The 12901-nt window shown below is 66.2% G+C and carries 12 protein-coding genes and 1 pseudogene; 11 read left to right on the top strand and 2 right to left on the bottom strand.

From position 1 onward, the window contains the following. Positions 1-462 precede the first annotated feature (462 nt). From AC1D0P_RS07535 to AC1D0P_RS07485, 11 genes and pseudogenes are all read left to right on the top strand, one after another. On the top strand, positions 463-897 hold the full coding sequence (locus AC1D0P_RS07535) for a globin family protein (protein WP_477676157.1): 435 nt from the start codon (positions 463-465) through the stop codon (positions 895-897). A 134-nt stretch (positions 898-1031) separates the two neighbouring features. Then, positions 1032-1874, top strand: coding sequence for a hypothetical protein (locus AC1D0P_RS07530; RefSeq protein WP_477676156.1), 843 nt, complete (start codon positions 1032-1034; stop codon positions 1872-1874). A gap of 41 nt (positions 1875-1915) precedes the next feature. After that, the gene (locus AC1D0P_RS07525; RefSeq protein ID WP_477676155.1) at positions 1916-2239 is read left to right on the top strand and encodes a hypothetical protein; all 324 of its coding nucleotides are present in this window, start codon (positions 1916-1918) and stop codon (positions 2237-2239) included. Between the two features lie 92 nt (positions 2240-2331). Beyond that, on the top strand, positions 2332-3123 hold the full coding sequence (locus AC1D0P_RS07520; RefSeq protein WP_477676154.1) for a hypothetical protein: 792 nt from the start codon (positions 2332-2334) through the stop codon (positions 3121-3123). A 75-nt stretch (positions 3124-3198) separates the two neighbouring features. After that, on the top strand, positions 3199-4758 hold the full coding sequence (locus AC1D0P_RS07515) for a hypothetical protein (protein ID WP_477676153.1): 1560 nt from the start codon (positions 3199-3201) through the stop codon (positions 4756-4758). Positions 4759-4797: 39 nt separating this feature from the next. Further along, on the top strand, positions 4798-6138 hold the full coding sequence (locus AC1D0P_RS07510; protein ID WP_477676152.1) for a hypothetical protein: 1341 nt from the start codon (positions 4798-4800) through the stop codon (positions 6136-6138). A gap of 47 nt (positions 6139-6185) precedes the next feature. Then, a complete protein-coding gene (locus tag AC1D0P_RS07505; RefSeq protein ID WP_477676151.1) occupies positions 6186-6743 on the top strand; it encodes a hypothetical protein in 558 nt (185 codons plus the stop codon). Positions 6744-6804: 61 nt separating this feature from the next. Beyond that, entirely contained in the window at positions 6805-7611 is an 807-nt protein-coding gene (locus tag AC1D0P_RS07500; RefSeq protein WP_477676150.1) for a hypothetical protein, read from the top strand. A 238-nt stretch (positions 7612-7849) separates the two neighbouring features. Beyond that, positions 7850-8350 (top strand): hypothetical protein, encoded by a 501-nt coding sequence (locus AC1D0P_RS07495; RefSeq protein WP_477676149.1) that lies wholly within the window; start codon positions 7850-7852, stop codon positions 8348-8350. A gap of 150 nt (positions 8351-8500) precedes the next feature. Continuing rightward, positions 8501-10252, top strand: coding sequence for a cytochrome c biogenesis protein DipZ (locus tag AC1D0P_RS07490; RefSeq protein ID WP_477676148.1), 1752 nt, complete (start codon positions 8501-8503; stop codon positions 10250-10252). 300 nt (positions 10253-10552) lie between these two features. After that, positions 10553-10780, top strand: a pseudogene (locus tag AC1D0P_RS07485) (OsmC family protein); the annotation flags it as partial. On the opposite strand, the gene AC1D0P_RS07480 reads toward AC1D0P_RS07485, so the two are convergent. Both AC1D0P_RS07480 and AC1D0P_RS07475 read right to left on the bottom strand, forming a co-directional pair. Continuing rightward, positions 10779-12104 carry an ATP-binding protein gene (locus tag AC1D0P_RS07480; RefSeq protein ID WP_477676147.1) on the bottom strand — a complete coding sequence of 442 codons (1326 nt, stop codon included), beginning with the start codon at positions 12102-12104 and terminating at the stop codon, positions 10779-10781. The pseudogene AC1D0P_RS07485 and the gene AC1D0P_RS07480 overlap by 2 nt on opposite strands. Further along, the gene (locus AC1D0P_RS07475; protein WP_477676146.1) at positions 12101-12841 is read right to left on the bottom strand and encodes a response regulator; all 741 of its coding nucleotides are present in this window, start codon (positions 12839-12841) and stop codon (positions 12101-12103) included. The genes AC1D0P_RS07480 and AC1D0P_RS07475 overlap by 4 nt, the downstream gene beginning before the upstream one ends. Between the last annotated feature and the right edge of the window lie 60 nt (positions 12842-12901).

The raw sequence follows: 12901 nt of genomic DNA, 5'->3' as shown, positions 1-12901 counted from the left end.
AGGCGAGTTTGCGCGAGACCCCGCCGTAGTCGAGCACCGCAGGTTGCCCGTAGCGAAGCGTAGGGACCCAGACTGCGGGTCGCCTTTTTTTKCTTAMTTTTTTTGGCGAAGCAAAAAAAGTGAGTCGCATGCCGGGCGACCCCCGGCCAGCAAGCCCAAGCAAAGGGCACAGGCGCGCAAACCGGCGCAAGACCCGGCCATGGATCTGCGCATTCAGGCGCGGCAGCAAGTAGTCACAAGTCCCGGGGCGCAACTTGTCTGCCCGCGCAGACAACCCAGCCCCATGATCTCCTTGGTGTTTTCTTCCCGGCCCCTGAAAGCTGTCGGCGAATCCCGACAGCCGGCCGCCGCCGGTTTTCTCCAAGTCWTTGATTTCATTGGATAAATGTTCTGGCACGCATCTTGGATAACAAGGTGCATGTCGATCAAGACCATTTACATGGAAAACAAGGAAATCAAGCCATGAACTCAGAGCAAATCAACCTGGTGCAATCCACCTTTGCCGATGTGCGCCCCATCGCGCCGGCGGCCGCCGAGCTTTTTTACACCCGCCTTTTTGTCCTCGATCCCTCGCTGCGCCCCATGTTCAAGGGCGACCTGGCGCACCAGGGCCGCATGCTGATGGCGATGCTCAACTCCGCCGTCAACGGCCTGACCCAGCTCGACACCATGGTGCCCGTGGTGCGCCAGCTCGGCGCGCGCCACGTCAAGTACGGTGTGCGCGATGCGCACTACGCCACCGTCGGCAGCGCCTTGCTGTGGACGCTGGAGCAGGGGCTGGGCGACAAATTCACGCCCGCCGTCCGTGAGGCCTGGACCGCCGCCTACGAGATGCTGGCCGGCGTGATGCAGGCAGGCGCTGTCGAGGCGCGCTCGCACCATCCGGCCGCGGCCTGATTTTTCCGCCGCGCAAAAAAACGCCATCGCCATTGAACCGCGCAGGCGGACCAGGCGACTCATACATGTCGCGCCGGCGCCGCGTGCCCGGTGATCCCTTCACTTCTTCTTTTTCTTTTATTGCGAGTCCCTCCATGAAAACCTCCTTGAAAAAATATGCGCTCTGCCTGGCCTCCCTCGTCACGCTGTGCGGCACGGCCCACGCGGTCGGCACCATCACCGGCCTGACTGCCGTGCCGGCCAACCCGGTCGCCGGCGAGTCGGTCAAATACAAGGTCACCACCAGCGGCAGCGGCGCTTGCGGCGCGCGTTTTGTGTACGCCGGCGGCCCTTATGAGCCTTCGGACAACGCGCTCGTCAACAACCAGCCGGCGGGCGGCGGCGTGATGGACAAGACCCTCTCCAAGGCCGGCACCTACACGGTCACGGCCATGGGCAGCCCTTCGCTCAATCCCAAGTGCGGCGGCGAAGCCAAGATCACCGTGGTCGTCAAGGACAAGCCGGCGCCTGCGGCACCGGCCACGCCAGCAACGCCGGCGGCTCCCGCTCCCGCCGGCAAGCCCGCGGCCGGCATGGGCATGGGTGCCCTGCAGCCGCAGGCGCCGGTGATCGCGATGGGCGCCATCACGATGTCCGAAGCCATGACCTGCCCGACGCCTTACACCAAATACACCAACGGCGTGGACGTCTCCAAGGGTGAGGCCTATTGCGTCAAGTCCGATGCCACCTGCCCCGACGGCTATGCCAACAACCGCAACCAGCAGACCGGCCAGCTGACCTGCACGCCCAAAGTGCCTGTGGCCGCACCCGATGGCTGGACGCACGGTTCGGGCAACGGCGAACTGAGCTTCAACTCCATCCCCCAGCCCATGGTCAAGTGCCCCAAGTCCACGCCCGACTGGCAGTGGGGCACGACTTACTACAAGGAAAGCTGGAACCGCATGGGCTGCCGCGCCAATCTCAAGCCGGCGTATTGATCGGGCCGAAAGCCTTGCACCCGACACCCAGGAGCCTTCCCATGATCAGAACCATTCCCCTGCAAGTCCATGCGGCGCGACGCCCGCATGCCATTCCGACCCGCAGCCTGGCACGCCGCGTGTCGCGCACGCTGGGCACCCTGGCCGCGGCCTTCTGCGCCGCGCTGCTGTGCGCCGCCCTGGTCGGCTACGGCATCGCCCGCGCGGCGGCACCGGCCCGGCTTCCGGTGGCCGGGCCACTGACGGGCGCCGCCACGGCGCCAGGCGCTGCTGACGGCAAGGAGGCCGCCGAAATGAAGGCGGCGGTGCAGGCCCTTGCGGCCTTCCCGAATCCCTACCCGCCCGCCGCGGGCATGGCGCCCTGAATTTTTCCGCGCGGGATTGAACCTCGCGCCGGCCCGTCGCGACTCAACAGGCGCCAGGCCCTCACTCCACTCTTTACCAGGACACACACACCATGAACCGTTCCCTTCTTTCGCTGGCTGCCCTTGCGGTGCTCGGCCTCAGCATGCAGGCCTTTGCCACCGACAAGCCCGCCGCGGCGGACGGCAAGGCGCCCACGCGCACCCTGCCCACGCCTTTGCCCACCGCCGTCGTCAAGCCCGTGCTGACCACGCCGCCACCACCACCTCCTCCTCCTCCCCCGGCCCCCGTCACCAAGCTGGTGTCGGCCAAGTTCCTGAAGGCCGAAATCAAGGTCGGCGAATCCGTCGCGATGAAGTTCGACGGCATCAACCTGGGCGCCGGCAAGATCTGCGGCGGCACGGTCACCTGGGGTGACGGCACGAAGTTCGACAACATGCTGGCCGACAACGGCCAGTGGAGCACCATCAACAAGACCTTCTCGCAAGCCGGTACCTTCACGGCGGTGGTCCTGCCCAAAAGCTACGGCGGCAACCCCTGCGTGAGCGATGCGCCGATCTCGGTCAGCATCAAGGTCAACCCGCCGACGCCGCTGCCGCCGTCCATGATGACCAAGCTGGTCGTGACGCCCATGCTCAACCCCAAGGTGCGCCTGATCAGCACCAAGTGGGTGGGCACCGCGCCCAACTCGGCCTGCAGCTACATCCTGAACTTCGGCGACGGCACCAGCAAGAAGACCGGCGCCGGCGCGATACAACCGGGCTCCGACGAGCAGCACACCTACGCGTCCGGCACCTACTCGGTGATCATCACGCCGTCGAACGCCGACTACGACTCCTGCACCCTGGGACCGGATGCCGGCCCCAAGACCTTCACGGTCGAGTAAGCCCTTTTCCTTTCCTTTCGCCACAGCGCTTCGTGCAGCCCGGATGCATGCGGTTTCAACCCGGAGAAAAACACCATGAAAACCCTGAACATCCTGGCTGCCGCGGGCGCGCTGGCGCTGCTGGCCGCTCCCCTGGCACAGGCGGGAACGCTGAGCGGCGCGAGTTCCACGCTCAACGGCGTCTCCACCACCACCAATCCGCCCAAGCTCACCGCGCCGGGCCAGGTCCTGCAGATCAAGCACATGATGGGCGTGGCCTATTACGGCCCCGACAAGAACGTCAATTTCGCCTGCAATGCCAAGCTCGAATACAGCGACGGCACGGCATCGGAAATGGTGCCCATCAAATACCCGATGGACGCGGTGGGCCGCATGCGCCAGTACACCAAGCCCGGCAAGTACACGGTCTCGCTGACCGGCGTCGCGCACAACGGCCTGGTGGCCTGCCTGGGCTCGGCCTCCACCACGCTGACGATTGAAGACGGGCTGCCGCACGCGCCAGCGCCCAAGCCGGGCGCGGCCAACGCCGCGGCGGCCGTGATGGCGCCCGCCGCGCAGGCCGCAATCCAGGGCATGGTGCCCGTGAACCTCAAGGCCAAGGTCCAGCAGGTGGTGCTGCGCGGCGGCAACCTGTACAGCCCCGGCACGGTGTCGCTGTACTCGACCATCTTCCTGGACAAGCCCGACAGCAACTGCCTGCTGAACTTCAGCGTCACGACGCTCAACACCGGTCCCGACGCGCTCAATGTCGAGTTGATGAGCCAGTCGCTCAACGGCGGCTTCACGACGGCGGCGTCGACCGAGTTCAATCCCGGCACGCTCACTTTCACCAACCAGGGAAAGTTCCGCGTGACGGTCAAGGCGCGCACCGACGTCGAGAGCCACTGCGCGGGCAGCGCATCGGCCGACTTTGAAATCAAGCGCCAGAAGATAGGCGGCGACGCGCCGCCTGTGACCGGCCCGGCGCCCAACTACGGCTCCTTCATCTCCAAGGTCACCGCGGTTGAAAAACTCGACTCCTGGGACATCACCGTGCACGGCGCCGGCGACGCCTCCTGCAAATACCACGTGCGCGCCTGGACCCTGCCCGAGATGAGCATCTTCAAGGAGCAGGCCATGGTCTATGAAAAGAACGTGCTGGGCGCGGGCAAGGGCCTCATGACGGTGCCCAAGCAGGGCGCCAAGAACGTGCTGATCGAGACCGTGCAGGACAACGAGGACAAGGTCGACAACAAGGGCTGCCTGGGCACGCCCAAGCTCGAGCTGGTGCCGACGCCCGCCGCCGTGATGCCGCCCAAGCCCAAGAAGGGCGTGATCATGGCCCTCTCGGTGGCCAAGGCGACCTATGCGCCCGGCGAGCCGATTCCGTCGACGCTGAAAGTCCAGGGCGACAACTGCAGCTTTGTCTTCAGGGTKCGCAAGCTGCCTTTCATCAACCTCAGCGACGACGTCGTCTTCGCGGCCAAGACCCAGAGCCTCGATTGGGACCTCAACAACCTGGGCCAGACCCTGCCGGCCGGCAAGTGGACCGTCATCAGCCAGCCCGGCAACGAGGCGATGGCGCCCGGCGAGATCCGCTGCGAAATCGCACCGATCGCCGGCAGCGGCCAGGTCTTCTTCACCGTGGCGCCGTGAGCATCCAATTTTTAAAACTCCAGAAACCGACAGAACACCATGAATAAAGCCAAACTCTTCACCGCCGTGATGGCAATTGCCCTGGGGGCGCATGCCCATGCGGCGGGATCCAACTACACCGACATCCAGATCGACACGCTGACGCCAAAAATGGGTGAGCCCATCACGCTGAGCTTCACCGGTGTGACCGATCCCTCCTGCATGGTCAAGATCTCCTCCAACGTTTCCGCGTTCTCCATGGAGGGGGGAGGGCAGGTCCAGAACGGCAAGCTGAGTTTTGTACCCTCGACGGCCATGGGCCCTATCAGTGAGGGCTTCACGATGATTGTTGGGCAGGGCATTTTTAATTCGCGTTGCGAGGGCCCGTCCAAGACCTTCAACGTCCAGGTCAACGCCAGCCGCATCGGCAGCGTCAACGCGGAAACCAATATCGTTGCGCAAGGCAAGCCGGTCAACATCCTGGTCGGCGGCGTCGACTACAGGAGCTGCGACGGCGCCGCGCTGGACTTCGGCGACGGCACGCCCGCGCAGCAGATTTCGGGCGGTTTCCCGATCAAGACCTCCCATGTCTATGCGCAGGCCGGCGTTTACAAACAGAGCGTGAAGGCGACTGGCGCCACCTGCTACGGCAGCGCCGTTTCCCAGTTCAACACGACGGTGCAGGATGCCACCGCGATGAGCAAGATCACGGGCATGCAGGTGGCTTATGCCAACCCCGAGAAGACCGGGGCCAAGATCATGGTCAACGGCAGCCCCGGCGGCGCCTGCGAGCGCGCTTTCGTCAATTGGGGTGATGGCTCCTCGCCCGAACCGGTGTCGGGCAACTTCCCGCTGAACGCCAGCCACAACTACCCGAACGGCGGCAACCAGACCGTCAAGGTGGCCGCGGCCGACGGCTTCAAATGCCTGGGCCAGGCCCAGGTCGTGGTCTACACCTACCCGGTGCAAGCCAAGTTCACCGGCGTCACGCCGGCCACCTCGACCGCCGCGGTCAACCAGGAGATCACGCTGGAACTCGCCGGCAGCGGCATCTGCCAGAACGTGTCGGTCGCCCTGGGCGACAACCTGAACATCATCAGCGTCGGCGCGGTCAACTTCAGCCCCTACAACAATTTCAAATGGCCGGTCAAGGTCAAGTACACCAAGGGCGGCAGCTACACGCTGTACGTCAAGGACAACGGCGCCAGCGCCTGCGGCATCCTCAATCCCAAGGTCACGGTGACCGAACCTATCCAGTTCAATCCGGTGCTGGTGTTGCCCGCTCCCAAGCCTGCCGTGCCGGTGGTGGCCACACCGCCCAAACCCAAGCCGGCTGTTCCCGCGAAACCCTGCGCCAAGAAAAACGGCCAGCAGATAGACCCGAACTGCGTCGACAACTGACCCCGGGCGGCGCGCGCACCCTTCTTCACCCTTCACGAAAGACCACCATGAACAAAAAACTCCTTTCCGCCGGCCTGCTGGCCTGCGTCCTTCCCCTGATGGCCCATGCCAAAGGTGATGCGGCGGTGCACGCGCCGCGCGCATCGCAGCCGGCGGCGACCCCCGCGCCCGCCGGCGCCGCCGGCCCCAGCCTACAGGGACTGCCGCCGCCGGTGGCCGCCACCACCCAACCCAACATCACGGTGCCGCACACCAAGATCACCCAGGTCCAGTCGCCCACCCAGGTCAAGCCGGGCACGCCGCTGACCGTCAAGGTCTTCGGCACCGGCCTGGAAACCCAGTGCGCGACCACGGTGCTGATAGGCCAGAACGGCAACGCCTACTTCAAGAAGGGCCCGGTGCAATACGGCACGGGCGCCTGGCCGCGCGTCGCGACCTTCCTGCTGGAGCCGGGCACCTACCAGGTGCGGATCTCCATGACCGAAGGCGGGCCCAGCACCACGCAGGCCGAGCGCGAAGCCTGCGGCGTGATCTCTGGCGGCAACAACACCGGCATTGCGGGCGACGGCACCATGGTGGTGGTGGGCGATGCCATCGCCAAATAAGCGTGCAAGCAAACCCGCAAGCAAACCCGGAAGCAAACCGCGCAAGCAGCAAGGCACACCCATGTATAAATCACTGATCACCGCGCTGGCCCTGGTGGCCGCCTGCGGCGCGGCCCTGGCCCAGGGCGGCAGCACACAAGGCGGGACCCCTCCGCCCGGCACCGGCAGCGGCGTGGCGACGCCGCCCCCGGCCGGCAGCGGCATTCCGGTCAGCGAGGATTTTTTCAGGGGCCAGTGCATGACGGCCCTGGCCAACCTGGCCAGCCAGAAGCTGCACACGCAACTGCTCAAGGACAAGGCCGTCAGCGGCCAGGTGCTGGCGTCCGCGGCGATTCCCCCGGGCGCGCTGGGCGCGAGCTGCAACAACGCCTGCGACCAGTATGCGAAGCTCTCGCACCTGATTTCCTGGGCCCATGTGTCGCCCGGATTTTTGAGCGAACCCCAGCACACCCAGCAGATGGTGTACCGCAACATTCCCCAGCCGGCGCTGCCGGGCCAGGCGGCACTCGACAGCTGCCTGCCGCAGCAGGCCACGATGAACTGGTGCCCGCCCTCGGGCGCCGGTGTCGGGGCCGGGCCTTCGCGCATTGAAAACCCGCTGGACAAGATCAGGGTCTGCATCAGCGCCGGCGACGCCTTGCAGCAGATGAACTTCAGCGCGGCCGATGCGGCGCGCAACTGCGCCAGGCCCGCCATCGTCGATGCCGCCGAACGCGTCAAGGCGGAGCACAGCTGCGTGGCGGATGCCGCCAAGGCCGATGCCAAAGCCGCCGCCGACAAGGCCGCGGCGGACAAGGCGGCGGCCAGCGGCCTGGTGCTTCCCAAGGGTCCGCTGCTTTTGGTGCCCACGGCCCGCAAAAGCCCCTAGAAAGATAAGGCCGCCGGGTGGTCAATTTTTGGGCATCCGCTGGCACGCCAGTACCGGTGCGGCTTTCAGGACGGTCGCCGGACTTTATCCACAGGGTAGCCCACAGCAACTGAGGGTAAGTTTTTTGTGCGGAAGCACAGGCTTGAACCTTAGGCCTCTTTACGCCGACTCATATCCGTGCAAGGCAAAGCGCCGCACGGAACTTTCGACTCACTCATCACCCGGTAAGGATTCACCCATGAACACACAACACATACTGGCTGCCACCTTGCTGTGCCTGGTCGCCGCCGGTGCCGCGCTGGCCCAGCCGGCACCGGCAGCACGCACCGCGCCCGCCGTTCCCAAGCTGGTCGTCTCCGCGCCCGGCATGTTCACGACCTTCAAGGCCACCGCGAGCGAAGTCGTCGCGGGCAAGGCGCTGGGCTTCAAGTTCGAAGGCAGCGGCCACTGCAAGCTCAAGCTCAGCGGCGGTGACGGTTACGCCGTGGACGTTGAAGGCGAGCTGCCTTTCAACGCCGTCTATGTCTACGGCACGGGCTCGATGTCGTCTTACGACGCGTTCAAGAACTACACGGCGAGCGCAACGCCGGTCGGCACTTGCAAAAGCAGCGGGCCCGCCACCACGGTTGTCGTCAAGGTCATCAACCCGGCGCCGCAGGGCGTCAGCGCGCCGGGCAACACCAATGCCAACGCCAACACCATGTCTTCCAGCAAGCCCGGGCTGACGGTCAAGCCTTAGACGGTGAACGGTTTCAGAGGGTTTTGTATGTCTGTGTATCCGGGCCGGCCGCGGATACAGCCGCATGCCATAAGGCGGCCGGGGCGACATGGTGGGGATACGCAAGGGCGGTTCAATCACGGAGGTGCCCACTCCTGAACCCGCCAGACCATGACTTTCCTCCTCCTTGCCTTTGCCGCCGGTGTGCTGACCATCGTCAGCCCCTGCATTCTTCCCGTGTTGCCTTTTGTGCTGGCACGTGCCGGCAGGCCCTTCCTGCGCAACGGCCTGCCCTTGCTGTTGGGCATGGCGCTGTCCTTCACGGCGGTGGCCACGCTGGCAGCAGTGGGTGGCGGCTGGGCGGTGCAGGCCAATGAATACGGCCGCCTCGCGGCGCTGGGGCTGCTGGCCGCGTTCGCGTTGACGCTGATGTTTCCGGGTTTTGCCGACTGGCTGTCGAGGCCGTTGGTGGCGCTGGGCGCGCGTCTGGCCTCTTCCAGTGAAGGCGGCGAAGGTGGCGCATCGGGCGATCCTTCGTTGCTCTCGTCGCTGCTGCTCGGTGCGGCCACAGGTTTGCTGTGGGCGCCGTGCGCGGGGCCGGTACTGGGCCTGATCCTCACGGGTGCGGCCATCCAGGGTGCGAACGCGGGCACCTCCTTGCTGCTGCTGGCTTATGCGGGCGGCGCGGCGACCTCGCTGGCCTTGTCGCTGCTGGCCGGCGGGCGTGTGTATGCGCTGCTGCGGCGTTCGCTGGGCATCAGCCAATGGGCGCGACGCGGCATGGGCGCGGCGGTGCTGGCCGGTGTGGCGCTGATCGCCACCGGGCTGGACACCGGGCTGCTGAGCAGGCTGTCCTTGGGCAGCACCTCGAAGATTGAACAAACACTGATCAACACGTTTCAAGCAAGGGAGCCCCAGGAAGCGCAGATGACTTCGCCCGATGCCGCCACGCCCGCTGCCTGGAACGACAGCACTTTCGCGCCGCTGGCCGGCGCGACCGGCTGGATCAATACGCCACCGCTGGCCGGTGCGGACCTGCGCGGCAAGGTGGTGCTGGTCGATTTCTGGACTTATTCGTGCATCAACTGCCTGCGCACCTTGCCCTACATCCGGGCCTGGGCCGACAAATACCGGGAGGCCGGCCTGGTCGTCGTCGGTGTGCATTCGCCGGAGTTCGCGTTTGAAAAAAATGAAGGCCATGTGCGACTGGCCGTCAAGGACCTGGGCATCAACTATCCCGTCGCCATCGACAGCAACCATGCCGTCTGGCGCGGCTTCGAGAACCAGTCCTGGCCGGCGCTGTATTTTGTCGACGCCCAGGGCAGGGTGCGCCACCAGGTGGTCGGCGAAGGGCAGTACGAGGCGTCCGAACGCCTGATCCAGAAGCTGCTGGCCGAGAACGGCAAGGGCGCGCGCGGCGATGGGTTGGTGACCGTGCAGGGCGAAGGTGTGCAGGCCGCGCCCGGCGACCGGGTGATGTCCGGCGAGACCTATGTGGGCCATGAGCGTGCCGCCAACTTTGTACCCGAGGGCGGCCTCCAGCCCGATCGCCGGCATGGCTACGAGCCAGCCACCAGAGTCAGGCTGAACCGCTGGACGCTGGGCGGCGAGTGGACGGTGGAGGCCGAGCGCGCCGTCGCGGCGCAAGCCGGTGCGCGCCTGGCCTACCGCTTTCGCGCGCGTGACCTGCACCTGGTGCTGGGGCGCGAAGCCGGCGCGGCGCCCGTGCGCTTTCGTGTGCGGATTGACGGCCAGCCGCCAGGCAAGGGCCGGGGCACGGATATCGCCGCTGACGGCAGCGGCGTGATCGATGCGCACCGCCTGTACCAGCTGGTGAGGCTGCCGGCCTCGGCGGGCGACCACCTGTTCGAGATCGAGTTTCTCGATCCCGGCGCGCAGGTGTATGCCTTTACCTTTGGGTGAGTCGCTCCCATGAAAAAACTCTGGATGGCCTTGGCCTTTCTGGCGGGCGGTTTCGCGCATGAGCTGCGTAACCCGCTGAGCTGCCAGTGCATCAGCTCCCGCCCGGCGGTGGTTTGGCGCACGGGCCGCGGGCGGGGCTGATCGATCGGGGATTTGTACCGCAGTGTGTCCAGCTGCTTTGTGCGTACAGAACATTGCGTTCCCGAGATACCGGGGATACGCCGCCCCTTTGTAATTCATCTTGTGCTTCGCGAGCGATGCATTTTTCAACTTCTTCAATTGCTTAAAAAGGAAAACACCATGACCGCCATCAACCTCCTCGACAAAGTCCTGTACACAGGCAAGACCCGCACCACCGGCGGGCGCAAGGGCGAATCCCGCAGCGCCGACGGCCGCCTGGACATCAAGCTGTCGCCACCCGGCAGCGCGGGCGCGGGCACCAACCCCGAGCAGCTGTTCGCCGCCGGCTGGTCGGCCTGCTTCATTGGCGCCATGGGCCGCGCCGCCGCCACGCAGAAAGTCAGCCTTACTCCGCGGCCGGCGCCGGCATCACCAGCCGAGCCACCAGGCCGCCGCCGGGACGGTTGGCCAGGCTCAGGCGCGCGCCTATGGAAGCGGCCAGTTGCTGCGCGATGGCCAGGCCCAGGCCGGTGCCGCCGGTGTCGCGGTTGCGCGAACTCTCCACGCGGTAAAAGGGCTGCAGCACGGCCTCGAGCTCGGACTCGGGGATGCCGGGGCCGCGGTCCAGCACACAGATCTCGATGCCCTCATCGGCATCGACGCGCACGGCCAGCTCGACCTCGGTGCCGAACTTGAGCGCGTTGTCGCTGAGATTGGTCAGGATGCGGCGCAGCGCCAGCGGCCGGCTCATCACCGGGTGGCCGATTTGGCCACTCACCGTGATGGATTTGCCGGCGTCTTCGTAATCGCAGCGCAACGTGTCCAGCAGGGCGTCGAGGTCCACCCTGCGCGGGGCCTCGTCGGCGCCGTGCAGGCTGCGCGCATAGGTCAGCGCCTCGCGCACCAGGGCCACCATCTCATCGAGGTCGTGCTGCAGCTTGTCGCGCTGCGCCTCGTCGTCCATCAGGTCGGTGCGCAGGCGCATGCGCGTGATCGGCGTCTGCAGGTCGTGCGAAATCGCGGCCAGGATCTGCGTGCGCTCGGCCAGGTAGCCGGCAATGCGCCGCTGCATCGCATTGAAGGCGCTGGAGGCGCGCGCCACCTCGGTCGGGCCGCCCTCGGGCAGGGCCGTGCCCTTGAGGTCGGGGCCCAGCGCATCGGCCGCATGGGCCAGCCGGCGCAGCGGCTGGGTGGCGATGCGCACCGCGAAGAAGGCGCAGACGGCCAGCAGCGACAGCTGCAGCAGCATCAGCGCCGGCAGCCAGGGCGAGATCGGCGTGGCCGCGGCCCAGAGGTTGATGGTCAGCGGCGCGCCGTCGCTCAAGCGCAGGTGGATGTGCACGCGCTTGGGGTCGCCGGCGATGGCATTGACGGTGGTGCCGTAGCGTTTGTCCACCGCATTGGCGATCGATGCGCTGACGCGCGCCACGATCTCGTTGTCGCCGCCTTGCTCGGTGATGCCGCCGTCCAGCTGGTAGCGGTAATTTTTGCGGTCTATCAGCGGTAGCCAGGCCGCGCGTTCGGCCGCCGGCACCCGGTCCAGGATGGCGACGGAACTGGTGATGTCTTTTTCGAGGTTGTCCAGCATCAGATCGCGGCCCACCATGCCGCGCTCATACATCACCAGCAGGTAGGACATGGCCTGGGCGGCGAGGATGCCCAGCAGCAGGATCAGCATCAGGCGCGCGAACAGGCTTCGCGGCCAGCGGGGCCAGCTCGACATAAGGCTCATGCAGCCTCCGGCCGGCCCTGCACCGCGGCGCTGAACACATAGCCTTCGCTGCGCACCGTCTTGATGTAGCGCTGCTCGCGCGCGCCATCCCCCAGGCGCTGGCGCAAGCGGCTGACCAGCAGGTCGATGGAGCGCTCGAACAATTCGGCGTCGCGCCCCTGCGTGAGGTTCAGCAACTGGTCGCGATTCAGCACGCGCTGCGGGTGGTCCAGGAAGACGCGCAGCAGGCGGTACTCGGCGCCGCTGAGCGGCACCAGCGTGCCGCTGGCGTCCAGCAGGTGGCGGCCCGTGGTGTCGAGCTGCCAGTCGCCGAAAGACAGCAGGTGGGATGGTTCATCGACCTGCAGGTTGGGCGGCAGCATGCGCGTACGGCGCAGCACCGAACGTATGCGCGCCAGCAGCTCGCGCGCCGCGAAAGGCTTGGCCAGGTAGTCGTCGGCGCCCATCTCCAGGCCCAGGATGCGGTCGGCCTCCTCGTTGCGCGCGGTCAGCATCAGGATGGGAATGGTTTTGTACTTGCCGGCGCGCAGGTCGCGGCACAGCGTCAGGCCGTCCTCGCCGGGCAGCATCAGGTCGAGCACGATCAGGTCCACCGCCACATCCTCGAGCGCGGCACGCATGTGGCGGCCCGACTCCACCTTGGTCACGCGCAGGCCGTTTTTTTCGAGGTAGCTGCCCAGCAGCTCCCGGATTTCGCGGTCGTCGTCAACGATGAGGATGTGGTCTGGCTGCTGCATGGCTGCGTCCTGGAAAATTCGTCACCCCGGCATTTTGCGCCAGGGCCCTGGGGGAAGGCC

This window comes from Polaromonas sp. P1_G2, from assembly GCF_056405515.1.
This window is presented reverse-complemented; position numbering and strand designations above follow the sequence as displayed.